Origin of the sequence: Devosia sp. (assembly GCF_036676215.1) — a bacterium.
In the GTDB taxonomy this organism is placed as follows: Bacteria; Pseudomonadota; Alphaproteobacteria; order Rhizobiales; family Devosiaceae; genus Devosia.
The window spans coordinates 15,020-39,030 of sequence record NZ_JAKFDJ010000218.1 but is presented as its reverse complement, the minus strand read 5'-3'; the positions used below and the strand labels follow the sequence as shown (position 1 = coordinate 39,030).

The window sequence follows — 24,011 nt, the reverse complement described above, 5'->3', positions numbered from 1 at the left end:
GCCTGTCAGGCCGGTTGGGGGGTCACGCTGAAGATGCAGTGGTCGTGGCCTTCGGCGGCGCACTGGGTTTCGCGGCTCACGGTGGCGTAGCTGTGCCCGGTATCCTTGCCGACCCAATCCATGGCGCCGGCAAACCAGCCCTCGAACATGTAGCAGAGCTTGCCGGAGGCACCGGACTGCTGCAACACGAAGCTCGAGTGCTTGAGCATGATCTGCGTATTGCCGGTTTCGATATCGGCCGAGACGAAGCTGAACAGGCCCCAGCCGCGCTGCGACAGGCGCTTGAGATAGTGCTCGAACACGGCGAGGCCTTTGAGGCCATGCGTCGCCGCTTCCTTCTCGCACCAGAACCAGGCCGACTTGTAGCCGGCCGGGTAGAGGATTTCCGAGTACGTGTCGCGGCCAAGCGCGGCTTCCACCGCGATGTGGTTGTTGGTGAAGAAATGGCGTGGGACATAGAGCATCGGCAGACCATCGGTGGTCCACACACCGGTCTCGTCATTGACCTCGATGGGCAGTTGCGGCTGCATCTATGCGCCCCACACGGTCTTGAAGGTGCGCAGCCAGTTGCCGCCAATGGTCTTCTGGATTTTCTCGGTGCTCCAGCCGGCCGCTTCCATGGCGGCGGTGAGGTTCGGCCAATCGCCGATCATCCGCATGCCTTCGGGATTCTGCACGGTACCGAAATCGGTGAGGCGGCGGTGGCGGCCCTTGTCGTGAGTGATCCAGTCGAAGAAGGGTCGATCATAGCCCTGGGTAAAATCGGTGCCGACGCCGACATTGTCCCAGCCGACGATGTCGCCGATATAGTCCAGCGCCTCGACATAATCGACCACGGTGGCGTCGGTGCCGCGCCTGAGGAAGGGCGGGAACATTGTGACGCCGACAAAACCGCCATGGTCAGCGATGAACTTCAGCTGTTCGTCGGTCTTGTTGCGCGGATGTTCCTTGAGGCCCATCGGCAGGCAGTGCGAATAGGTCACCGGCTTCTTGGACGCCAGGATTGTCTCTTCCGAAGTCTTGGGACCGACATGGCTGAGATCGACCAGGATGCCAACGCGGTTCATCTCGGCGACCACTTCATGGCCATAGCCGGAAAGCCCGCCATCGCGCTCGTAGCAACCGGTGCCGATCAGGTTCTGCGTGTTGTAGCAGAGCTGGACCACGCGCACGCCCATATCGGCGAAGGCTTCGATATAGCCAAGGTTGTCTTCGAAGGCGGCGGCGTTCTGGAAGCCCAGGATGATGCCGGTCTTGTTGTCCTTCTTGGCCTGGATGATGTCGTCACTAGTGCGGATCAGCGTCAGGATATCGCTGTTGTCGCGGATCGCCTGCTTCATGGTGGCGATATTGTCGACCGTGGCCTGGAAGCCCTCCCACACCGAGACCGTGCAATTGGCGGCCGAGATGCCGCCCTTACGCATATCCTCGAAGACCGAGCGGTCCCACTTGGAGATGATCAGGCCGTCGATGACCAGGCTTTGACTGTGAAGTGCGCTCAACAGATATCCCCGTTCGTAAGCAGACAATTAGCGTTCGATCACCAGGTCGCTGGTGGGTTTGGAGCAGCACAGCAGCATCATGCCGGCGTCGATCTCGCGCTGGCGGATGCCGCCCTGGTGGGTCATGTTGACCGAGCCCGAGACCTTTTTCGACTTGCAAGTGCCGCACATGCCCTGCGTGCAGGACGAGGGCAGGCGCATGCCGGCGCGCTTGGCGGCTTCGAGCACGGTCATGTTCTCGGGCACGTCGATGGAGCGGCGCGTCTTGGTGAATTCCACCTTGAAGCTCTTAACGGATTCCGGCGCATCGAGCGCAATCTCGCCTTCGATCGCCTCGGCCCGTTCGCCCGCCGACAGCGTCTCGAAGTTGAAGCTTTCCTCGTGATAATGGGCCATGTCGAAACCGGCCGCAGCCAGCATGGCGCGCACGGCGGCCATATAGGGCGCCGGGCCGCAGACGAAGATTTCGCGGGTCAGAAAGTCCGGCGCGATGACCTTGAGGTTGTCCGGCGACAGGCGCCCGGTCAGCCCGCTATAGGGGGCCAGCGGATTGGCAGCTTCGCAGATCGGAGCGAACTTGAAGCTCGGATTGAGCCGCGCCATCAGCTCCAGCTCTTGGTGGAAGATGATGTCGGTTACGGTGCGCGCCGAGTGGACAAAGACGATGTCCTTGGGATCGGCCAGGTCGTGAAAGGTCCGCGCCATCGACATCAGCGGCGTGATGCCGCTGCCGCCGGAGAGGAACAGGTAGCGCGTCGCCGGATGGGCGAAGCAGGTAAAGCTCCCCATCGGCCCCAGCGCCTTCACTGTCACGCCGGGCTTGAGATTGTCATGCAGCCAGTTCGATACCGGCCCATTGGGCACGCGCTTGACCGTGAGCGAAATAGCATTGGGCCGCGTTGGCGCCGACGAGATGGTGTAGCAGCGATGGATGGTCTCGCCGCCGATCTCGAAGGCATAAGTCATGAACTGGCCGGGCTGGTAGTGAAACCGCCCCGGCGTCTGCGGCGTCAGCACGAAGGTCTTGACGTCATGGGTCTCCTGCCGCACGGCGCGGCAGACCAGAACGTCGTCCTCCTCGCTGTCCCAGGCATTGGACGCGAGTTGCAACCGGTTGGCGTCGCCCAGGGACGAGGTCATGAGGTTCATGCGCCGATATGCTCGGCCATGCGGCCGATGTACCAGCGGATGAATTTCTCGACGAGCATCTCGGTATTGGGCGAATAGGGACCCGGCTCATAGGCCGGATTGTTGGCGCCCTGCTGGCACATGCCGACCAGCGCCGAATCCTGCGCATTGGTGGCGGTCCACACCTCGATGAGGTTGGCGAGGTCGTAGTCGACGCCTTCCACCGCATCCTTGTTGACCAGCCATTTGGTGCGCACCAGCGTGCGGCCGGCATCGAGCGGGAGCGCCGAGAAGGTGACAATGTGGTCGCCGAGGAAATGGTGCCAGGAATTGGGCTGGGTCCAGAAGCTGAGGCCGCCCAGCTTGGCATTGGTGAAGGCGCCCAGCGGCAGCCGGCAGGCGGCGCGGGTATCCATGGTGTGGGATTCCCCGTTCCCATCGAGCGGCAGGCGCTCGGTGCGGAAGCCGGTGACGCGGCTGTCGAGTTCCTCGATTTCGCGCGACGGCAGGCCCATGGCCTCCCATTCGGCATGGCTGACCTTGCGCAACGCCTCGTAGCGCTGGGCATTTTCCAGGTCGAGCGGCTCCATCTCCTCGGGCGCAAAACCGAAGCCATAGGCAAAGAGCGGTACGGTCAGCTCGGGATGGTTGGCCTCGCAGTGATAGCACTCGCGATTGTTCTCGATCGTCAGCTTCCAGTTGCCCGGCTCGATCAGGTCGCTCTGGTAGGCAATCTTGGTGTCGCGCACCTTGTGGGGGGCAATATAGGGCGCCATGCGGGCGGCCATGTCGTCGAAATCTTCCGGCGGATTGTCGGAAAGGCAGATGAACAGCAGGCCTTCGAGCGAACGCAGATTGACGGGCTTCAGGCCCTTGCAGGAGGCGTCGAAGTCGGCACCCATATGCGGCGCATGCACGAGGTTGCCCTCGAGATTGTAGGTCCATGAATGGTAGCGGCAGACCAGGTTGCCGACCGTGGTCTTTTCCTCGTCGATCAACCGGGCGCCGCGGTGGCGGCACACATTGTGGAAGGCCTTGACCGCGTTGTCGTCGTTGCGGACGATGAGGATCGAGTTCTTGCCGATATCGATGGTCATGGCGTCGCCGGGTTCCGGCACGTCGGGCTCGACGCCGACATAGATCCAGTGCTGGCCGAAAATGGCTTCCATGTCGGCCTCGAAAATCTCGGGCGACGTATAGAAGGGGGCGTCGAGGCTGTGGCCCGGCTTGCGGCCATGCACGAGACGCGCCAGGAGCGGGGCTTGGTCGAGCATACTGCGTCTCTCCTCAACAGAGACACGAGGCGGAGGTCGTCCTCGATCGGGAGACAGAATTGCTCCTTTTTCGCCCGGTGTCTTGATGTGGCGCGACAGCGGCTTTAGGTTTTCCGACATAGTGAATGCGCCGGACGCAGGACAGGACCGAAATCGGCATGGACCACCCCAAACCACCCCAGATGATCGGCTTCATGCTGACCGAGCAGTTTTCGATGATCGCGTTTACGGCTGCCATCGAACCGCTGCGGCTGGCCAACCGGGTGAGCGGCAGGACGCTCTATCAATGGCAGCTTTATTCTGCCGACGGAATGACGGCAGAGGCATCCAATGGGGTCGAGGTGAAGGTCGACAGGGCGTTCCGGGACGCCAAGGCGATGGATGCCGTCGTGGTGTGTTCGGGGGTGGAGGTGCAGAACACCGATCACCGCGCCTTGGTGGCCGTGCTGCGACGGCTGAGCAAGTTCGGCGCGGCGGCGGGAGCGGTCTGCACCGGCGCCTATGTGCTGGCAAAGGCCGGGCTGCTGGATGGCTACCGTTCGACTATCCACTGGGAGAACCGGCCGGGCATGCAGGCCGATTTCCCTGATCTGGAGATTGGTGGGGACCTGTTCGAGATCGATCGGGACCGCTTCACCTGCGCCGGGGGTGTCGCGGCGGCGGACATGATGCTGAGCCTGATCAAGCGCGACCACGGCGAACAAGTCTCGAAGGCCGTGACCGACCAGCTCATCCACCACCGCATCCGCGAGGCCAGCGAGCGTCAGCGCATTGACCTGCGCACGCGGTTGGGGGTGGCCCACCCCAAGCTGCTGCGCGTGGTGACGCTGATGGAGCAGACCCTCGACCGGCCGCTGACCATGAGCCAGTTCGCTGCCAGCGTGGCGCTATCCAACCGGCAGTTGGAGCGGCTGTTCTGGAAACATCTGGGCTATCCGCCCAGCCGGCATTATCTCAAGCTGCGGCTGGAGCATGCCTGCCAGCTCCTGCGGCAGACGGCGATGCCGATCCTGGAGGTGGGCATGGCCAGCGGGTTTAATTCCGCGTCGTATTTTTCACAGAGCTACACGGAATATTTCGGGCATAGCCCGAGCGCGGAGCGACGGACGACGAAGGTGGCGGTTTAGCGATCACCCTGCATTTACCCATACTCGATCGTCACGCTCGGGCTTGACCCGAGGGTGATGCGCAGTGGGTGGACGAGTTCGTGAACCTACCGGTCCGACGTCTCCCACCGCGGATTGATCCACGGCACCCCATTGTCCGGCGGCAATGGCGTCTTCCCCAGAATATGATCCGAGGCCTTCTCCCCCACCATGATCGAGGGGCCATTCAAATTGCCGTTGGTGATACGCGGGAAGATGGAACTATCCGCCACCCGCAATCCGTCGACGCCGATGACGCGCAGTTCCGGATCGACCACGGCCATCGGATCATCGGCCCGCCCCATCTTGCACGTCCCGCACGGATGGTACGCACTCTCGGCGTGGCGGCGGATGTGGTCGTCGAGTTCGTCGTCGGTCTGGTATTTTTCCCCCGGCAGGATTTCCTTGCCGCGATAGGGGTCGAAGGCCGCTTGGCCAAAAATCTCGCGGGTGATGCGGATGCAGTGGCGGAAATCGGCCCAGTCCTGGGGATCCGACATGTAGTTGAACTGGATGCGCGGCGCCGCCTTGGGGTCGGATGAGCGCAAAGTCACGGCGCCGCGCGAGGCCGAGCGCATGGGGCCGACATGGGCCTGGAAGCCATGGCCTTCGGCTGCTGCCTGGCCATCATAGCGGACCGCGATGGGGATGAAGTGGAACTGGATATCGGGGTATTTCACCCCGGCTTTGGAGCGGATGAAGGCAGCGCTTTCGAACTGGTTGGAGGCGCCCAGCCCGTTCTTGAAGAACAGCCATTGCGCGCCAATCAGCCCCTTGCCGAAGAGGTTCCAGTATTTGTAGAGCGTGATCGGCAGGATGGAGGCCTGCTGGATATAGAGCTCCATGTGGTCTTGCAGATTCTGCCCGACGCCGGGACGATCGGCGACTAGGGGTATGCCATGCTCGGCCAGTTGCGCGGCTGGGCCGATGCCTGAGAGCATCAGGATCTTGGGCGAGTTGATCGAGGACGCGGCGACGATGACTTCTTTTCGCGCCTGGACGATCTCGACCCTGCCGCCGCGTTCGATCTCGACGCCGGTGGCGCGGCCGCTCTCGATGACCACCTTGCGGGCGTAGCATTTGACCAGCGTCAGGTTGGGGCGTTTCAGCGCGGGCCTGAGATAGGCATTGGCGACGGACCAGCGGCGGCCTTTCCAGACCGTCTGCTCCATGGGGCCGAAGCCCTCCTGCTTTTCGCCATTGTAGTCGTCGGTAAGTTCAAACCCGGCCTGCTTGCCGGCCTCGACGAAGGTCTTGAACAGCGGATTGTCGCGCTGGCCGCGGGTGACGTGGAGCGGGCCGGAATTGCCGCGGCGGTCGGGATCGCCGCCATGGGTGCCCGGATGCCAGTTCTCCATGCGCTTGAAATAGGGGACGACGTCGGCATAGCCCCAGCCGGCGGCGCCGGATTCGGCCCAGTGGTCATAATCGCCGGCATGGCCGCGCACATAGACCATGCCGTTGATCGAAGATGAGCCGCCGATGACCTTGCCGCGCGGCACGCCGAGCGTGCGGCCGCCCAGATGCGGCTCGGGCTCGCTGCGGAAGCCCCAGTCGTAGCGCGGCATGTTCATCGGATAGCTCAAGGCCGCCGGCATCTGGATCAGCGGGCCGAAATCGGTACCGCCGAATTCGAGCACGATGACGGAATGCTTGCCGTCCTCGCTGAGGCGGGAGGCCATGGCGCCGCCGGCGGAGCCCGAACCGATGATGACAAAATCAGCTTCCATGACGGAAAATCCTAGTAGGCGGCGGCGACGGGGCCGGTGGCAACGTAAACGGACTTGATCTGGCTGTAGTGATCGAGCGCGGCGCGGGAATTTTCGCGGCCGACGCCGGACTGCTTGACGCCGCCAAAGGGCGCTTCGACCGGGGTGATATTGTAGGTGTTGATCCAGCAGGTGCCGGCTTCGAGCTGGCCGATCACACGATGGGCACGGGCGAGGTCGGCCGTGAACACGCCAGCGGCGAGGCCGAATTCGGTGGCATTGGCGCGGGCGATGACATCGGCTTCGTCGGAAAAGCCGAGCACAGCCATGACGGGGCCGAAGATTTCCTCGCGGGCGATGGTCATGTCGTCGGTGACGTCGGCAAAGACTGTCGGCTCGATATAGAAGCCGGCATTCTGGCTGGGCGGCACCCTGCCCCCGATCAGCAATTTGGCGCCCTCGGCCTTGCCGGTTTCGATATAGCCAAGCACCTTGTTGCGCTGGGCTTCCGAGACCAGCGGGCCGACCTGCGTCGCCTCATCGAGCGGGTCGCCGATGATGGCATTGGCGGTGCGGGAGACGAGACGGTCGAGGAAGGTCGGGCGGATCGCGTCGTGGACGAAGACGCGGGTGCCGTTGGAGCAGACCTGGCCGGAGGAATAGAAATTGGCGTTGATGGCGGCGCTGATGGCGCTGTCGATATCGGCGTCGTCGAAGATGATCAGCGGCGACTTGCCACCCAGTTCCATGGTGACATGGCGCATGCCGGCGGCGGCGGCGGCATAGACCTTTTTGCCGGTGCCGACCGAGCCAGTGAGCGACACCTTGGCCACGCGCGGATCGGTGATCAGCGCAGCGCCGACATCGCCGTAACCCTGCACCACATTGAACAGGCCCGCAGGAGCGCCCGCTTCGATCAGGATTTCAGCGAGCTTGAGGGCGCCGAGCGGGGTGATCTCGGAGGGTTTGAAAATCATCGCATTGCCGGCGGCCAAAGCCGGGGCGGCCTTCCAGCAGGCGATCTGGGTGGGATAGTTCCAGGCGCCGATGCCGACGCAGACGCCGAGCGGCTCTCGGATGGTATAGACGAAGTCGCCGCCGAGCGGGATGGTCTCGCCAGTCATGGTCGCGGCAAGGCCCGCGAAGTATTCGAGCGAGTCAGCGCCGGAGGCGGCGTCGGCTATAAGGGTTTCCTGGATCGGCTTGCCGGTATCGAGAGTTTCGATCTCGGACAATTCCTGGTTGCGCTCCCGGATGATGTCGGCCGCCTTGCGCAAAACTCGGCCGCGAACAACTGGCTTGAGCGCGCCCCATTCCTTCTGGGCGCGCGTCGCAGAGGCGAGGGCCTGTTCGACAATGGCGGGCGTTGCCGAGTGCAGCCGCGCGACGACCTCGCCACTGGCCGGATAGATGCTTTCAATCAACCGCCCAGCGGTGTCTTCGACATAGCGGCCGTCGATGAAATGGCTGGCCGGTGGTTGCACGTCGCGCATCATTCGCCCCTCGGGAAACGCTTGCTCTCTTCGAGCACATTGAGATCCATGTGGTTGCGCATGTAGCGCTCCGAAGCCTGCTGCAAGGGCTGGAAATCCCACGGGTAATAGGCGCCGTTGCGTAGCGCCGCATAGACGACATGCCGCCTCGCCTGGCTGGCGCGGATTTCGGCGTCGAAGCCCGGCAGATCCCAGTATCGCGCGACCATGGCGGCGAAGCGGATGCGGGTTTCGGCATAAGCCGGGTCACTCGCAAGATTGACCAATTCGTGCGGATCGCTCGATAGATCAAACAGTTGGGCGGGATCGGCCATGCAGGCGATATACTTGAACTTGCCGTCGCGCAGGCAGACCAGCGGCGCCACCGAGCCCTCGGCGGCATATTCGATGCGGACCGGGCTGGTGCGTTTGGCGCCATTGGCAAGCGGCACAAGCGTCTCGCCATCGGTCCACTTGGCGATGGCTTCAAGCGAAATGCCCGCGAGGTCGCACAGCGTTGGGGTCAGGTCCATGGTGCTGACCGGTGCATCGATCCGCCCGGCCGGCAGGCCTGGCGCGGCGATCATCAGCGGCACCCGCGCCGAGCCCTCGAAGGCGTTCATCTTGAACCACAGACCGCGCTCCCCCAGCATGTCGCCATGGTCGGAAACAAGGGCGATGATGGTGTTGTCTGCCTGCCGCGTTCCGCGCAATGCCTCCAGAATTTCGCCAATCTTTTCATCGACATAGGAGATATTGGCAAAATAGGCGCGGCGCGAGCGGCGGACGTCGTCCTCGGTGATATCGAGGGTGCGGAAGTCACAGGCATCCATCAGGCGTTTTGAATGGGCGTCCTGATCCTCGTAGGCGATCGGCGCGATCTCGGGCGAAAGATGCGCGCAATCCTCGTAGAGGTCCCAATACTTTTTCCGCGCCACATAGGGGTCGTGCGGATGGGTGAAGCTCACCGTCAGCATCCAGGGCCGCGGCTCCAGCCGGCGGCCGAGGTCATAGACCTTGCGCACGGCGTTGAAGGCGACTTCGTCGTCATATTCGAGCTGGTTGGTGATCTCGGCCACCCCGGCGCCCTTGACCGAGCCGAGATTGTGATACCACCAGTCGATCCGCTCGCCGGGCCTGTCATAGTCAGGGGTCCAGCCGAAATCGGCGGGGTAGATGTCGGTGGTCAGCCGCTCCTCGAAGCCGTGCAACTGGTCGGGCCCAACGAAATGCATCTTGCCCGAAAGCGTCGTGGCATAGCCCGCCGCCCGCAGATGGTGCGCATAGGTGGGAATGTCCGAGGCGAATTCGGCGGCGTTGTCGTAGACGCGGGTGCGGCGCGGCAATTGCCCCGACATGAAGCTGGCGCGGCCGGGGGCGCAGAGCGGCGAGGCGGTATAGGCATTGGCGAAGCGGGTGGACCGCGCGGCCAGTGCCTTGAGATTGGGAGCGTGCAGCCACGCCGCCGGCCCGTCGGGGAACAGCGCGCCGTTGAGCTGATCGACCATGAAGATCAGGATATTGGGCCGCTCAGACATGGGTTGCTTTCTGCCGGATACAGAGGTCGAGATAGTCCATCGCCAGGGCCAGCACTTCTGGCTGGGCGGGCGCAAAATCCTGCAGCGCGTGGCGGATGTAGAAGCCGTCAATCAGGGCCGCGAGGCCCTGCGCCACCGACTGGGCGGTTTCGGCGTCAAAAATCTGGCGCAGGTTGAACACCAGATTGGAATGCAGCCGTCGCGCATAGACCTGCAGCAGGCGGCTGGCTTGCTCGGACTGTAGCGCACGGACATAGAAGGTCAGCCAGGCCGCGACGATTTCGCGATCGAACTGTTCCGGCGCGAAACTGGCGTCGATAATGGCATGCAGGCGCGCCAGCGGCGTGGGTGCGCTGGCCAGGCGCAGGCGGACGCTTTCGCCGAAGCGCTTGAGGATGTGCCGCATGGCGGCGAGGAACATCTGGTCCTTGCTGCCGAAATAGTGGTGGGCCAGCGCGGGGGACATGCCGGCGCGGCGGGCAATCTGGCTGACGGTGACGTCGAGGCTGCCGGCCACGCCGATCTCGACGATGGCGGCTTCCACCATCGCCTTTCGCCGGACTGCTTCTGCACCGATTTTCGGCATTTTGGCCGCCTGCACATATTTTGGAGTTTACATTTCTGATTGTCTCGTTTTTGATTGAGCCGTCAATCAAGAAAAAAGACTCTCGCACAGAACCCCGCAATCAGGAGACGACAGACTATGAGAAAGACCACCCTCACTCTGACCAGCGCCCTGGCGCTGTCGCTGCTGGCGGGAACCGCTTTTGCAGCCGAATGCGACACCGTGATTTTTTCCGATGTGGGCTGGACCGACATCACCACCACGACCTCGGCGACCAAGCATGTCCTGGAAGCGCTGGGCTATGAGGTCGATGTGAAGGTGCTATCGGTGCCGGTAACCTATGCCTCGCTCGAAAGCGACGATGTCGACGTGTTCCTCGGCACCTGGCTGCCGGCGCAGCAGGGTGTCATCGGGCCATATCTCGACAGCGGCGAAGTCGAGAAGGTTGCGACCAACCTCACCGGCACCAAATATACGCTGGCTGTGCCGACCTATACGTTCGACAAGGGCCTGACCGACTATTCCAAGATCGCCGAATTCGCCGAATCGCTCGACAACACCATCTATGGCATCGAGCCCGGCAATGAGGGCAATGGCTATCTGATCAGCCTCGTCGACGCCAATACGCATGGCCTGGGCGAGTTCAAGGTGGTGGAAAGCTCCGAGCAGGGCATGCTGGCCGAAGTCGACCGCGCCGTGAAGGACAACAAGGACGTGGTGTTCCTCGGCTGGGAACCGCACCCGATGAATGCCGCCTTCCCGCTCAAATACCTGCCGGGCGGCGAGGACTTCTTCGGAGGCGAAGGCGTCGTCGACACCGTGACCCGCAAAGGCTACGCTGCCGAATGCCCGAATGTGGGCAAGCTCCTGGCCAACCTCGAGTTCTCCCTGCCGATGGAAAACCAAATCATGGGCCAGATCCTCAATGATGGCGCCGATCCGGACGAGGCGACCCTGGCCTGGCTCAAAGCCAATCCCGACGTGGCGCTGAGCTGGGTCGATGGCGTGACGACGCTTGACGGTGGTGATGGCGCAGCGGCGGTTACCGCGGCGCTCGCGAACTAAGAACACCAACAGCCCGGTCCGCAACGACCGGGCTGTTCTGCTTTGCGGGAGACGTGATTGTGGAATGGCTGACGGACTACAAGATCCCGGTCGGAAAATGGGCGAGCGACTTCTTCAACTGGCTGCGGGATAACTTTTCCACCGCCTTTGACGCCCTGGCCGACGGCGCCGAGGCGCTGATCGACGCCCTGCTCTGGGCGTTTCAGACGCCGCACCCGCTGATCATCGTCGCCGTGTTCGTCGCGCTCACCTGGTGGCTGCAGCGCAATGTGTGGACCTGCCTGCTGGTCCTTGCCGGGTTCCTGTTCATCCTCAACCAGGGCTATTGGGAGCAGACCACCGAGAGTCTGACGCTGGTCATCTCATCCTGCGTGGTCTGCATGGCCATCGGCGTACCGATCGGCATCACCACGGCGCATCGACCGAGGCTCTATCGGTTCCTGCAGCCGATCCTCGACCTGATGCAGACGCTGCCGACCTTCGTCTATCTGATCCCGGCGATCGTGTTCTTCGGCATCGGCATGGTGCCGGGCCTGATTGCGACCGTCATCTTCGTGCTGCCGGCGCCCATACGCATGACGCATCTTGGCATTTCCTCGACGCCTCCTGCTTTGCTCGAAGCGGTGGAGGCCTTCGGCGGCACGGCGACGCAGAAGCTGTGGAAGGTGGAGCTGCCCTATTCCATGCCGCAGATCATGGCAGGGCTGAACCAGACCATCATGCTGTCGCTGTCCATGGTGGTGGTGGCGGCGCTGGTGGGCGCGGACGGGCTCGGGGTTCCCGTGGTCCGGGCGCTCAATTCGGTCAATACCGCACTCGGCTTCGAGAGCGGCCTTATCATCGTGGTTGTGGCCATCGTGCTCGACCGCATGCTGCGCATCAGGCAGGAGTAGGCTCATGGAAGACGCTGTCATCTTCGATCGGGTCAACATCGTCTTCGGCGCCAATCCGCAGCTGGCGCTGCCGATGATGGACGCGGGCAAGACGCGCCAGGAAATCCAGCAGGCGACCAAGCAGATCCTGGGCGTGCACGACTGCTCGCTGAGCGTGCGGAGCGGGGAAATCCTGGTGCTGATGGGGCTTTCGGGCTCCGGCAAATCGACGCTGCTGCGGGCGGTCAACGGGCTCAACCCGGTGGTGCGCGGCTCGGTGACGGTCAATGACGGGGGGCGGTCGGTCAATCCGGCGGCCTGTACGCGGGAAGAACTGCTGCGGCTGCGGCGGAAGTCGGTGGCCATGGTGTTCCAGCAGTTTGGGCTGCTGCCGTGGCGCACGGTGCTCGACAATGTCGGGCTGGGGCTGGAGCTTGGTGGCATGTCAAAGTTGCAGCGCGACGCCAAGGTGCGGGCGCAGCTCGATCTCGTCGGCCTCACCGACTGGGCCGACCGCAATGTGGGGCAGCTTTCGGGCGGCATGCAGCAGCGCGTCGGGCTGGCGCGAGCCTTTGCCACCGAGGCGCCGATCCTGCTTATGGACGAGCCGTTTTCGGCGCTCGACCCGCTGATCCGCTCGCGGCTGCAGGACGAATTGCTGGAACTGCAGGCCAAGCTCAAGCGCACCATCATCTTTGTCAGCCATGACCTGGACGAGGCGTTCAAGCTGGGCGATCGCATCGCGCTGATGGAGGGCGGGCGCATCGTGCAATGCGGCACGCCGCAGGAAATCATTGCCAACCCGGTGGACGACTATGTCGAGGATTTCGTGGCACATATGAACCCGCTGCTGGTGCTGCGCGCCATGGACATCATGTCGCCGCAGATCGGCAGCGGCGTGAATGCGGTGGACGCCGCCAGTTCCCTCGCCGGGGTCATCGAGCAATTATCGGCGGGCGCACCCTCGGTGTGCGTCAGGGGCCCGGATGGGCAACTTGTCGGGAGTATTTTCAACCAGAACGTTGTTGCCGCCCTGCGCCGCAAGCCAGCGCGCCCATCTGCGGGCGTCCACTAGGATAGAACTGCCCATGACCGATCCACGCGCCGCGCTTGCCGAATTGTTCACGACGCTCGGCATCACCCCCATCGCCATCGAGCATCCGCCAGTTCATACCGTGGACGAAGCCCTGCAATATTGGGCCGGCCTCGAGGGCGTGCACACCAAGAATTTGATGCTCAAGGGCGCCAAGGGTGGGCTCTGGCTGGTCTGCGTGCCGACAGATCGGCGCCTCGACCTCAAGGCGCTGGCGGCGCATCTGGGCGCCAAGAAGTTCTCCTTTGCCAGCGCCGAAACGCTCGATGCGGCGCTGGGCGTAGCGCAGGGCTCGGTGAGCCCTCTGGCGCTGATCAACGACACAAATAACGCCGTGCAGCTGGTGCTCGCAGCCGACATGCTGCGACAGCCGCGTATCACCTTCCATCCGCTGACCAATACCGCAACGGTGTCGCTGACCAGCCCTGAATTCCTGCAAGTGCTTGAAGCTTTGGGACAACAGCCGGAAATCGTCGATTTCGATGCTCTGACCCCATTGGAGGGGTGATCTTCGATCCGCATACATGTCCGCTTCCGGCCAATCCGAGGCTTCGTCCCAACGGATCGAACGTCGCTTTCCTTCCTTGCACGCTGAAAATCGCTCAATCGGCCGGCAAGGTCCGACAAAGGCGTCGGGTGCGTCCAAAAGGGTGACGCTCGATCTTGGTGCCGTCTTTGAGGACAGAAGATACCTGCGCTATGCGCCCGCTCACCGCCAGTCCGGTCACCTCCATCAAGCTAAATGGACAGTGGTCCGGTCAGCAGGGGATTCCACGCCAGGTGTTTGCCGCCCGGCAGTTGCGCGGCTGCCAGCGCGGCATCGCCTTCGGCCCTGCTCACGTCCCTACCCTTGAGGCATCCCATGATCACCTCGAAGATGACGGGATGAAGGTCGAGCACGCCGCCCACGAACCGTAACGGGCGATCACCGGCGCGCGACAGCAAGGCTATCGCCAATTGGGCGAGACGCATCGGGGGCAAGGTCTCGCCAGCCAGATGCTCGCGGAGGCCGAAGCGGAAGCACGACAGCGCGGCTGTCGCGGCGCCTATATCGACACCTTCAACCCGAGGCACTGCACGTCTATCAAAAGGCCGGCTACACGGTTTTCGGCACGCTTGGTCGATTTTCCGCGCGGCCGCACCCGCAGCTTTCTATCAAAAGCACTGATCTAGCGCCTCCTCGCAGCGGTTCTGATCTGTTAACGGCTATTGCACAAAAATGAGACGCATGTATCATATTGATATGGTCGTCTCACATCAGCGAAATCCAGCCACAACAACGCAGGGACTTGGTGCCGAGCGTGGTGCCAGAGCCAGGACCCGCCGGCTCATGCTTGATGCCGCAATCGCGCTGATGCAGTCGGGCCTGTCTCCATCGGTTACAGGTGTTGCCGAGATTGCGGGCGTTTCACGGGCGACGGCGTATCGTTATTTTCCTAGCGAGGCTGCGCTGGTTCACGCCGTGGTCGATGAGGCTCTGGGGCCAATCCTGGAATGGACGCCGAGCCATGGTGGCGCCGGGGAGCGTGTTGCCGACCTTCTGGCGACGGCAATCCCGCGTGTCGAGGAGTTTGAAGCGACGTTCAAGGCGTCGCTTCGCCTGTCATTGGACCAGTGGGCGCAACGGCGGGCGGGCACGCTTGGCAGCGAGCCCCTCTTCACGCGAGGCCATCGCGTCGATTTGCTCATGAATGCAACGGCGCCGCTGGCGGGCAAGCTGACACACGGCCAGCATTTGCGGGTGGCGCAGGCGCTGTCGATGGTGTTCGGCATTGAGGTGCTGAATGTGCTCAAGGACATATGGGGGCTGACCCTGGAGGAGGCGCAGGGCGTTGCCCAGTGGGCCGCTGCGGCGCTGATAAATGCTGCTGAAGCGGAAACAATCAATGGCCAGTCGGCCAAGAACAACACCGCCACTGAACGCACGCAAGATGCGTCTGTGGCACCCACCCGCGAGGTGGGCGACTAATTTGTGCTGACATCGGCGTCCCCGCCGCAGTGGTGTGGCGGCCTGCCGGTCCTGAGCGCAGATAGTGGGGAGAGGCGTGTGCCCGATACAGATCGGCACGGTTTGCGAACCACGGAGGAGGGATGAAGGTCGGAGGAGCGGACCCCTTGAGGGTTTGCTCGATCAGCATCCGGTGAGGCACGGCGTCACTTGCTGGGCTCACTAGGCGAGAGATGTGCATGTGAGGGAGACGATACAATGCGCAAAACTATGGTTAGCCTACTAGCCGGAGCAAGCTTCGTGGCCATGAGCAGCCTTGCTGTTCAGGCCCAGGAGCTCACAATTCTCTGGGCAGAATGGGACCCTGCGAACTACCTGCAGGAGCTGGTGAACGAATACCAGGCGGAGACCGGCGTTGCCGTCACCGTGGAGACGGTGCCGTGGCCTGACTTCCAGACCAAGGCGTTCACTGAGTTCAACGCTCAGGGTTCGGCCTATGATCTCGTCGTTGGCGACAGCCAGTGGCTGGGTGCCGGCTCAACCGGCGGTCACTACGTTGACCTCACCGGCTTCATCAATGAGAACAACCTGACCACGACGATGGCCCCGGCCACGATGCAGTATTACTCAGAGTATCCAGGTGGTTCGGGCACGTACTGGTCGGTCCCACTTGAAGGCGACGCACTTGGCTGGGCGTACCGCAAGGACTGGTTCGAGGATCCGGTCGAGATGGAAGCCTTCAAGGCCAAGTACGGCTACGATCTTGCTGTACCGAAGACCTTCAAGGAGCTCATCGACATTGCCGAGTTCTTCCACCGCCCCGACGAGAACCGCTATGGCGCGGCGATCTATTCGCAAAACGCCGGCGATGCGATCGTCATGGGCGTCGAGAACTCCGTCTTCGCTTATGGCGGTTCCTTCGGCAACTATGAGACGTATGAAGTTACGGGCCTGCTCAACTCGCCAGAGTCGATCGAGGCGCTGGAAGACTATCGCAAGCTCTTCACCTTTGGCCCTCCGGGCTGGGGCAATGCGTTCTTTGCCGAGGTGAACACGGCGATTGCGCAGGGCCAGGTGGCCATGGGCATGAACTTCTTCGCGTTCTTCCCCTCGCTGGTGAATGAAGCCACCAACCCGCACGCTGCCAATATGGGCTTCTTCGCGAACCCACCCGGCCCGAGTGGCGACGACTTTGCAGCACTCGGCGGCCAGGGCATCTCGCTGATTTCCTATGGCCAGAACCAGGAAGAGGCGATGAAGTTCCTCGAGTGGTTCATCAAGGAAGACACACAGAAGCGCTGGGCTGAGCTCGGTGGCTATACTGCGCATGCCGCGACCCTTGAATCGGAAGAGTTCCGCAACGCCACGCCGTTCAACGAGGCGTTCTTCCAGACCATGTTCAAGGTCCGCGACTTCTGGGCATTGCCGGAATATGCCGAACTCCTCACCGAGGCTGCCGACACCTTCTACCCCTATGTCGTCAATGGGGAGGGCACGGCCAAGGAAACGCTCGATAAACTTGCCGCAACGTGGGTCGATACGCTGACGTCGGCTGGCTACGCGGCAAAGTAAGTACGCAAACGTACCCGGAGGGGAGGGAACCTCCTCTCCGGCTCTGTCCAATCGGGGGGCTACGCCTTGACCAACCTCATCACGACGCTTGATCCCGCGTCGCGCGCCGCGTCGCGCGGGTGGAGCGACACCACGATCCGGAATGTGTTCGTCATTCCGACGGTGGCATTCCTCATCATCTTCAACGTGTTTCCGCTGCTTTACTCGCTCGGTTTTTCCTTCACCGACTTTCGCGCGTCCAGCAAGGCATCGGTGAATTTCGTCGGCTTCAAAAATTACGTCGATGTGCTCGCGGACCCGGTTATCTGGCGCACGTTTACAACGACCCTGTGGTACGTGATCGTTTCGGTCACCGGGCAGTTCATGGTCGGTTTCGGGCTGGCACTGCTGCTCAACCGCCCCCTGCCCTTCAAGGGCCTGCTCACCACACTGCTCATGCTGCCGATGATGCTGTCGCCGGTGGTGGTGGGGCTATTCTGGAAGCTGATCTATGATCCCTCCTGGGGCATCCTCAACCATGCCCTCGGGCTCGGACGGGTTGCCTGGCTCAGCGATGCAAATCTGGCACTTTATGCAGTGGCCATCACCGACATCTGGATGTGGTCACCTTTCGTGATGCTGCTGTCGCTGGCCGGCCTGTCGGCCGTGCCCAAGCATCTCTACGAGGCCGCATCGATCGACCGGGCCGGCAAGCTCTATACCTTTTTCCGCATCACCCTGCCGCTGGTCGCGCCGATCCTGCTAATTGCGGTGATCTTCCGTACCATGGAGGCGTTCAAGACCTTCGACATCGCCTTCGTCATGACGGGCCAACCCGCCGCCGAACTCATTTCGTCGCGGCTCTACAAGATGGCCTTCCAGCAGTGGCAGACGGGTCCGTCCTCGGCCCTCGCCTACATCATTCTGATCATGGTGCTGTGCATCACGAACATCTACGTCAAGTACCTGAACAAGGCAAAGGAGCGCTGAGATGGCTGTCGTTTCAACGCGCGCAGGACGGCTCGGCAACCGCATTGCGATTGCAGCGGTCATCGTCGTGACCCTGATCTTCCTGTCGCCGATCTACTGGATCACCTCGACGGCCTTCAAGCCGCTGGTGCTGGCGACCTCCGTGCCGCCCACTGTGTCGTTCGAACCCTCGATCACGCCCTTCGTCAAGCTCTTCACCAAGCGGGCCCAGCTCACGACGCCGGTTGATCCTGCTGTCTATGAAGCCGCTCCCTGGTGGGAAAAGCTGGTCCTTGATGGCGGCGAGCGCCTGTCGCGTGATGGCCTTGGGCAGGTGGTGTTTTCGGCCTATCCAGAGCGCTTCCTGAACTCGGTGATCATCGCGGTGACCTCTACCCTGCTCGCCGTGACGCTGGGGACGATCACCGCCTATGGCTTCTCCCGGTTCAGGGTGAAGGGGGAGGCGGATCTTTTGTTCTTCATCCTCTCTACGCGAATGCTGCCGCCCATCGTGGTCGCCATTCCCATGTTCCTGATGTACCGGGCGGTGGGTCTCAACGACACCCATTTCGGCCTCATCATTCTCTATACCGCGTTCAACGTCTCGTTTGCGGTCTGGCTGATGAAGGGCTTCATCGACGAGATCCCAAAGGAGTACGAGGAAGCCGCCCTGGTTGACGGCTATACCCGCATGCAGGCCTTCTTCAAGATCGTGCTGCCTGAAGCAGCCACCGGCATCGCCGCCACCGCCGTCTTCTGCTTCATCACGGCCTGGAACGAGTATGCCTTCGCGCTGATCCTGACCAACCGCCGGGCCCAGACTGCTCCACCGTTTATCCCAAGCCAGGTCGGTACGGGCCTGCAAGACTGGACCGTGATCGCGGCCGGAACCGTGCTGTTCCTGTTGCCGGTCGCCATCTTCACCTTCCTGCTCCGCAACCATCTGCTGCGCGGCATGAGCTTTGGTGCAATTCGCAAATGATCAGTCGAGAATTCAATCAGAAGTACTTTGGCCCCGGCTCCATTGCGCTGATGGTCGCCGGCATCCTGTTTCTGTGTCAGCCGTGGGTTGGGCTTCTGCATGCCTGGAGCGTCCTGGTCATGTTGATCGGCCTGATCGGGTTCAACATATCGGTGCATATTCCCGCGCCCGAAGAAGCGATAGACGAGGACGATACTGGCCCGGTGTCGGTCTCCGAAACCGTGACGATGGGTGGCCGACATGACTGAGATTCAGCTGCGCAATATCGACAAGCACTTCGGTCCGGTCCATGTCATCCGGGACATCAACCTGACAGTGAAGGATCAGGAGTTCGTGGTCCTGCTGGGTCCCTCGGGCTGCGGCAAGACCACCACACTGCGGGCCATTGCCGGCCTCGAGGACATCGATTCCGGTGAGATCCTGATCGACGGCAAGGCGGTGCAGGATGTCCATGCGTCGGAGCGCGATGTTGCCTTCGTGTTCCAGAACTATGCGCTCTATCCGCATTTGACGGTCTACGAGAACATGGCGTTCCCGCTGAGGGCGGTGCGCCAGAGCCGGGCCGAGGTCGATCGCATGGTGCAGTCGGTGGCGGCATCCTTGGGCATCTCCGGACTGCTCAACCGCCGTCCGTCGGCCCTTTCGGGCGGTGACATGCAGCGCGTCGCCATTGGCCGCTCTCTGGTGCGCCGCCCCAAGGCAATCCTGCTTGACGAGCCCATCGGTTCGCTCGATGCCAAACTCCGTGAAAGCATGCGGGTAGAGCTCAAGCGCCTCCATATCGAGAACGGGTCCACCTCGATCTATGTGACGCACGACCAGGTCGAGGCCATGTCGCTGGCTGACCGCATCGTCGTCATGCATGAAGGTCTGCTGCAGCAGGTGGGCAGCCCTGACGAGGTCTATCGCTATCCCGTCAACATGTTCGTCGCCCAGTTCGTCGGCAGTCCGATCATGAATCTGGCCGACGTCGATATCAGCGAAAGCGCATCCGGCGTCGGCGTCAACCTGGGTGGTACAAGCTTTGCTTTCCCGCCTGCTTTGTCCGGCAAGCTCAAGGAGGCCGGAGCTCAGCCGGGCAAACTCAAGCTCGGGGTCCGTCCCGAGGGTGTCCTGGTTTCTCGCGACGCGCAGGATGGGTACGTCGAGGTTACGGTCGGCATCATCGAACCGCTCGGCTCGCACGATATCGTCGATCTCAAGGTTGGCGACGCGGTGCTGCGCGCCCGCACCAAGAGCGCCTTCGTCCCTGGCCCCGGCGCCACGGTCTGGGCCCGGATCGACCCGGCCCAGGCGCATTTTTTCGACACCACAACCGGCAGTTCTTTGGGAATCAGGCTCTGATGGCGCATATTCAACTCAAGGGGATTTCCAAGACCTTCGGAAATCACGTCGCCCTGAAGGATCTCGACCTCGAAATCGCCGATGGTGAGTTCTTCGTGCTGCTCGGACAGACGGGCGCCGGCAAAACCACGACGCTCCGGCTGGTGGCGGGCCTGGAAAAGCCCACGTCCGGCCAGATTTTCATCGATGGCCAAGACGTGGGGGACTGGGGCGCGGCTGAGCGCGACGTGGCGCTGGTACTGCAGCAATATTCGCTCTATCCGCGCTATACGGTGCGGGAGAATCTCGCATTCCCGCTCAAGTCCCCTATCCGCAAGACCAGCCCGGCCGAGATCGAGGCGCAGGTGGATCGCGTCGCCAAGACGTTGCGCATCGAGCATCTGATGGACCGCAAGGTCGATCGGCTCTCGGGCGGGGAGATGCAGCGCGTCTCCATCGGCCGCGCCATCGTGCGTCAGCCGCGGGTCTTCCTGATGGACGAACCGCTCTCGGCGCTCGATGCAAAGCTGCGCGAGGCATTGCGGACTGAGCTCAAGAACCTGCAGGTCAATCTGGGCGCGACCTTTCTGTTCGTCACCCATGACCAGATCGAGGCCATGGCGATGGGCGACAAGATCGGCGTTCTCAACAACGGGCAGTTGGTGCAGACCGGCACGCCGCACGAGATCTATGCCAATCCGATCAATACCTTCGTGGCTCGCGCCGTGGGCTCACCGCCGATGAACCTGATCGATGGGCAACTCGAAAAGGGCGCAGCCGTCACCGCAGCAGGCCAGCGCCTGCCCTTTGACGGGCACGGCGCAGCCGCCGGTCGCGACCTTACTTTCGGCATCCGTCCGGAAGACCTCTATCTCGAGGGTGGAGCCCCCGTGTCAGCGCGCGTCCATGACGTCGAGAACCATGGCGTGGCCAAGATCGTCACGCTGCGCATGGATGGCCACCTGCTCCAGGCCACCGTGCCGAGCCAGACCAGTCTCAAGATCGACGAGGAAGTCCGGTTCTCCTGGAACCCCGAGAAAGTCGTGCTCTTTGACGGCAAGAGCGGGATCAACCTGCGGCACGCAGGATAGCGAAAGGCGCCCCGATATCACAATCGGGGCGCCTGACGTCTATTGTCGGGATCAGGCGTGCCTGATTTCAGTCCCGAGCACCTTGAGGCAGTCGCGCATGAAGGCGGCCAGCGCTGTCCAGCCCTTGGCCGAGACCATGTTGCCGTCAATCAGCGAGTCGGTGGGCGAGAGATCGACATAAGTTCCGCCGGCCAGGGTCACTTCCGGCTCGCAGGCGGCCAGCGCGCCGACACGTTTGCCGCGCACCACACCATCCACCGCGATCAGGATCTGCACGCCATGGCAGATGGTGAAGATGGGCTTTTTGGCATCATGGAAGTGCTTGACCATGGCCTGGATGCGCTTGTCGGTGCGGATATATTCCGGACCGCGGCCGCCAGCGCAGTAAACCGCATCATACTGGTCGAGTTGCGCCAGGGCTTCCGAGAAGGTCTTATTGATATCGGCGTAGTGGCCCATTTTTTCGGTATAGGTCTGGTCGCCCTCGAAATCGTGCAGCGAGGTCTTGATGCGGTCGCCCGCATTCTTGTCCGGGCAGACGACGTGGACCGTGTGCCCTACTGCCTGCATCCCCTGCTGATAGACGAAGATCTCGTACTCTTCGGTGAATTCGCCCGTGAGCATCAAGATTTTCTTACCGGCCATTCTGTTCCTCCTTGTTTCAAATCATTCGGCAGTTCCGGCGCAAGCGCCGGCATTCCGTCAGGCTGACATCGGCGCAAGGACATCAGACAAAAGCCGGCAGCAGCCTCGTGCGTGAATTCTGGATATGCACAACCATCGCTTCCCGTGCCATTTGCGGGTTCCTGCGCCGGAAAGCCTCGAGCAGTGCCTCATGCTCGTCCAAGGCCTCGACGGTGACGCGTCGATGGAACATCAAGCGAAAGATGTGGAAGTGCGTGTGCTGCATCCGCAGGACATCGCGTATCAGTCCGTTGCCGGCAATCTCCAGAATCTTGTCGTGAAATTCGGCGTCCTGACGGGCGAAGTCGGAGTAGCGCAACTGCTCGTCCTGGCCATGGTCGGCGGCCATCACGCCGGCCAGTTGCTGCAATGTGGCAAGGCCTGCTTCGTCGATGCGCGCGGCGGCCTTGGCCGCAGCTTCCGGCTCCAGCAGCATGCGCAGTTCGTAGAGTTCGTCAAAGCGGTCGCGGCTGACCTGCGGCGCGGCGCGGTAGCCCACGAGATGCGCGCGCAACACCAGCCCCTCCCCCTCCAGTCGCCCGAGCGCTTCGCGGATCGGGGTATGCGACACGTTGAGCTCGCGGACCAGATTGTCGACGGTGATGCGGGCGCCGGGGGGTATCTGCAGCGACATGAGCTGCGCGAAAATAGCGTCATAGACATCGCCGGCCAGGCTGTTGGGGCGGGCAATGCCGCCAGCAGTATCGCCGCCCGGACGGTTGATGACAGTCGATTTCATTCACGCCTGCTCGCCACTCTTGACATGGCCAACCATCTAGCATGATGGTGGCTCGCCGACAATACTATATCCTATACGATCCTATATCGGCGGATGTAGTTTGGCATGCGACGTGGGGAGAGAGTGGCTATGTCCTTGTTTGGGGCGCTGAGACTGCCGCGCGAAATCCTGTTCGGCAGCGGGCAGCGCCGGGCGCTTGGTGCCGTCGCCGCCAAGGCAGGTCGGCGCGCACTGGTCTGCACCGACGAGCGCTTTGCCGCAACGTCGAGTTTTGCCGAAATGATGGACGACCTGCGGGCCTCGGGCCTTGAGGTCTCGATCTATGATCGCGTGCTGCCCGATGTGCCGAGCGACACCGTGGGCACCTGCGTCGACGCGGCGCGGGCCTTCGCCCCCGATCTGGTGATCGGCATTGGCGGCGGGTCCTGCCTCGACATGGCCAAATGTGCGGCCCTACTGCTGAGCCATGGCGGCGTACTCAGCGACTACTATGGTGAGTTCAAGGTGCCGGGCCCTGTTTTGCCTGTCATCGCCGTGCCGACCACGGCAGGCACGGGTTCGGAAGTGACCCCCGTCGCGGTGATCTCCGACCCGGTGCGTACGCTCAAGGTAGGCATTTCGAGCCCGCACCTGATTGCCACGGCCGCCATCTGCGATCCCGACCTGACGATGACCTGCCCCGCAGGTCTCACGGCGATTGCCGGAGCCGATGCGCTAACCCATGCCATCGAGGCGTTCACCGCCGTCCGCCGTGACGGCGATGCCGCCCTTTCCCAGAAACATGTGTTCATTGGCAAGAGCGCGCTGACCGATCATTTTGCGCTGATGGCGATCTTCCTGCTCGGCCAAAGTCTCGAGACCGCGGTCAGGGACGGGGGCAACGCGGCTGCACGCGCCGATGTCATGCTGGCCGCGATGGCTGCCGGCTGCGCCTTCGGCACCGCGGGCACCGGTGCCGCGCATGCCATTCAATATCCGGTCGGCGCGATCACCCACACCGCCCATGGACTAGGGGTTGCCTGCGTGCTGCCCTATGTGATGACCTACAACCGTGCCGCCTGTCTGTCGGAGATGGCCGAGGTTGGCACGGCGCTGGGCGTCGCCGGCCGCGACACCGAAATGCTGGCGCAAGGCGCCATCGACAAGGTGGCCGGGGTGTTTGGCGCCATTGGCATCGCCCCGACCCTTGCCGCTCTTGGCCTGGCCGAGAACCGGCTCGACTGGACTGCAGAGCAGGCGCTTGGCATCGACCGCCTGATCAAGAACAATCCCCGGCCATTCGACCTGCCGGGCATGAAACGCCTCGTCCGCGCCGCCTATGATGGCGACATGGCGAGCGCAGCAGCATGACGGGACCTTCA

Annotated in this window: 25 protein-coding genes; 14 read left to right on the top strand and 11 right to left on the bottom strand. The window is 62.6% G+C overall.

The genetic code is table 11. The features are described from left to right. Window positions 1-5: 5 nt before the first annotated feature. Genes V6M52_RS18235 through V6M52_RS18220 form a run of 4 tightly spaced genes read right to left on the bottom strand, consistent with a single transcriptional unit; the run spans window position 6 to window position 3,904 of the window. Window positions 6-530 (bottom strand): DUF5943 domain-containing protein, encoded by a 525-nt coding sequence (locus V6M52_RS18235; protein ID WP_332702325.1) that lies wholly within the window; start codon window positions 528-530, stop codon window positions 6-8. Next, entirely contained in the window at window positions 531-1,502 is a 972-nt protein-coding gene (locus V6M52_RS18230) for a dipeptidase (protein WP_332702323.1), read from the bottom strand. A gap of 27 nt (window positions 1,503-1,529) precedes the next feature. Then, the gene (locus V6M52_RS18225) at window positions 1,530-2,651 is read right to left on the bottom strand and encodes a hybrid-cluster NAD(P)-dependent oxidoreductase (RefSeq protein WP_332693428.1); all 1,122 of its coding nucleotides are present in this window, start codon (window positions 2,649-2,651) and stop codon (window positions 1,530-1,532) included. Beyond that, entirely contained in the window at window positions 2,648-3,904 is a 1,257-nt protein-coding gene (locus V6M52_RS18220; RefSeq protein ID WP_332693431.1) for an aromatic ring-hydroxylating oxygenase subunit alpha, read from the bottom strand. Before V6M52_RS18220 ends, V6M52_RS18225 begins: the two co-directional genes overlap by 4 nt. A gap of 125 nt (window positions 3,905-4,029) precedes the next feature. Between V6M52_RS18220 and V6M52_RS18215 the strand changes: the two genes are divergently transcribed. Then, on the top strand, window positions 4,030-5,031 hold the full coding sequence (locus V6M52_RS18215) for a GlxA family transcriptional regulator (protein ID WP_332702321.1): 1,002 nt from the start codon (window positions 4,030-4,032) through the stop codon (window positions 5,029-5,031). Between the two features lie 86 nt (window positions 5,032-5,117). Here V6M52_RS18215 and betA read toward each other — a convergent pair whose 3' ends face one another. The 4 genes from betA to betI are packed head-to-tail and all read right to left on the bottom strand — an operon-like array spanning window position 5,118 to window position 10,354. Next, window positions 5,118-6,779 carry a choline dehydrogenase gene (gene betA / locus V6M52_RS18210; protein ID WP_332702319.1) on the bottom strand — a complete coding sequence of 554 codons (1,662 nt, stop codon included), beginning with the start codon at window positions 6,777-6,779 and terminating at the stop codon, window positions 5,118-5,120. An 11-nt stretch (window positions 6,780-6,790) separates the two neighbouring features. Then, window positions 6,791-8,251 (bottom strand): betaine-aldehyde dehydrogenase, encoded by a 1,461-nt coding sequence (gene betB / locus V6M52_RS18205; RefSeq protein ID WP_332702335.1) that lies wholly within the window; start codon window positions 8,249-8,251, stop codon window positions 6,791-6,793. Continuing rightward, window positions 8,251-9,768 carry a choline-sulfatase gene (betC, locus tag V6M52_RS18200; RefSeq protein WP_332702317.1) on the bottom strand — a complete coding sequence of 506 codons (1,518 nt, stop codon included), beginning with the start codon at window positions 9,766-9,768 and terminating at the stop codon, window positions 8,251-8,253. Before betC ends, betB begins: the two co-directional genes overlap by 1 nt. Beyond that, window positions 9,761-10,354: a transcriptional regulator BetI gene (gene betI / locus V6M52_RS18195; RefSeq protein WP_332687944.1), complete on the bottom strand. Its 594-nt coding sequence runs from the start codon at window positions 10,352-10,354 to the stop codon at window positions 9,761-9,763. Before betI ends, betC begins: the two co-directional genes overlap by 8 nt. A gap of 117 nt (window positions 10,355-10,471) precedes the next feature. Between betI and choX the strand changes: the two genes are divergently transcribed. The 4 genes from choX to V6M52_RS18175 are packed head-to-tail and all read left to right on the top strand — an operon-like array spanning window position 10,472 to window position 13,871. Continuing rightward, window positions 10,472-11,398 (top strand): choline ABC transporter substrate-binding protein, encoded by a 927-nt coding sequence (gene choX, locus V6M52_RS18190; protein WP_332702315.1) that lies wholly within the window; start codon window positions 10,472-10,474, stop codon window positions 11,396-11,398. A gap of 59 nt (window positions 11,399-11,457) precedes the next feature. Continuing rightward, window positions 11,458-12,291: a choline ABC transporter permease subunit gene (choW, locus tag V6M52_RS18185; RefSeq protein ID WP_332702313.1), complete on the top strand. Its 834-nt coding sequence runs from the start codon at window positions 11,458-11,460 to the stop codon at window positions 12,289-12,291. 4 nt (window positions 12,292-12,295) lie between these two features. Beyond that, window positions 12,296-13,345, top strand: a complete 1,050-nt coding sequence (choV, locus tag V6M52_RS18180) for a choline ABC transporter ATP-binding protein (RefSeq protein ID WP_332702310.1) — start codon at window positions 12,296-12,298, stop codon at window positions 13,343-13,345. 13 nt (window positions 13,346-13,358) lie between these two features. Beyond that, the gene (locus tag V6M52_RS18175) at window positions 13,359-13,871 is read left to right on the top strand and encodes a prolyl-tRNA synthetase associated domain-containing protein (protein ID WP_332687948.1); all 513 of its coding nucleotides are present in this window, start codon (window positions 13,359-13,361) and stop codon (window positions 13,869-13,871) included. A gap of 230 nt (window positions 13,872-14,101) precedes the next feature. Here the strand turns inward: V6M52_RS18175 and V6M52_RS18170 are convergent, their stop codons facing one another. Beyond that, entirely contained in the window at window positions 14,102-14,437 is a 336-nt protein-coding gene (locus V6M52_RS18170) for a hypothetical protein (protein WP_332702308.1), read from the bottom strand. On the opposite strand from V6M52_RS18170, the gene V6M52_RS20020 reads away from it, so the two are divergent. From V6M52_RS20020 to V6M52_RS18135, 8 genes are all read left to right on the top strand, one after another. Further along, window positions 14,360-14,536 (top strand): hypothetical protein, encoded by a 177-nt coding sequence (locus V6M52_RS20020; protein ID WP_442881889.1) that lies wholly within the window; start codon window positions 14,360-14,362, stop codon window positions 14,534-14,536. The two genes, V6M52_RS18170 and V6M52_RS20020, sit on opposite strands and share 78 nt — an antisense overlap. A 70-nt stretch (window positions 14,537-14,606) precedes the next feature. Then, window positions 14,607-15,332, top strand: a complete 726-nt coding sequence (locus tag V6M52_RS18165) for a TetR/AcrR family transcriptional regulator (protein ID WP_332702333.1) — start codon at window positions 14,607-14,609, stop codon at window positions 15,330-15,332. A gap of 237 nt (window positions 15,333-15,569) precedes the next feature. Then, on the top strand, window positions 15,570-16,883 hold the full coding sequence (locus tag V6M52_RS18160) for an ABC transporter substrate-binding protein (protein WP_332687950.1): 1,314 nt from the start codon (window positions 15,570-15,572) through the stop codon (window positions 16,881-16,883). Window positions 16,884-16,949: 66 nt separating this feature from the next. Further along, window positions 16,950-17,852 (top strand): carbohydrate ABC transporter permease, encoded by a 903-nt coding sequence (locus V6M52_RS18155; protein ID WP_332702306.1) that lies wholly within the window; start codon window positions 16,950-16,952, stop codon window positions 17,850-17,852. Between the two features lies 1 nt (window position 17,853). Beyond that, a complete protein-coding gene (locus V6M52_RS18150) occupies window positions 17,854-18,813 on the top strand; it encodes a carbohydrate ABC transporter permease (protein ID WP_332702304.1) in 960 nt (319 codons plus the stop codon). Next, window positions 18,810-19,061, top strand: coding sequence for a hypothetical protein (locus tag V6M52_RS18145; protein WP_332687691.1), 252 nt, complete (start codon window positions 18,810-18,812; stop codon window positions 19,059-19,061). Before V6M52_RS18150 ends, V6M52_RS18145 begins: the two co-directional genes overlap by 4 nt. After that, entirely contained in the window at window positions 19,054-20,157 is a 1,104-nt protein-coding gene (locus tag V6M52_RS18140; protein ID WP_332702302.1) for an ABC transporter ATP-binding protein, read from the top strand. Before V6M52_RS18145 ends, V6M52_RS18140 begins: the two co-directional genes overlap by 8 nt. Next, the gene (locus tag V6M52_RS18135; protein WP_332687693.1) at window positions 20,157-21,227 is read left to right on the top strand and encodes an ABC transporter ATP-binding protein; all 1,071 of its coding nucleotides are present in this window, start codon (window positions 20,157-20,159) and stop codon (window positions 21,225-21,227) included. The genes V6M52_RS18140 and V6M52_RS18135 overlap by 1 nt, the downstream gene beginning before the upstream one ends. 51 nt (window positions 21,228-21,278) lie before the next feature. Here the strand turns inward: V6M52_RS18135 and V6M52_RS18130 are convergent, their stop codons facing one another. Next, the gene (locus V6M52_RS18130) at window positions 21,279-21,872 is read right to left on the bottom strand and encodes a DJ-1/PfpI family protein (protein ID WP_332687694.1); all 594 of its coding nucleotides are present in this window, start codon (window positions 21,870-21,872) and stop codon (window positions 21,279-21,281) included. Between the two features lie 82 nt (window positions 21,873-21,954). Further along, window positions 21,955-22,650, bottom strand: a complete 696-nt coding sequence (locus V6M52_RS18125) for a GntR family transcriptional regulator (RefSeq protein ID WP_332702300.1) — start codon at window positions 22,648-22,650, stop codon at window positions 21,955-21,957. 129 nt (window positions 22,651-22,779) lie between these two features. Here V6M52_RS18125 and V6M52_RS18120 point away from each other — a divergent pair, with 129 nt between their 5' ends. Then, window positions 22,780-24,000, top strand: coding sequence for an iron-containing alcohol dehydrogenase (locus V6M52_RS18120; RefSeq protein WP_332702298.1), 1,221 nt, complete (start codon window positions 22,780-22,782; stop codon window positions 23,998-24,000). Window positions 24,001-24,011: the final 11 nt, after the last annotated feature.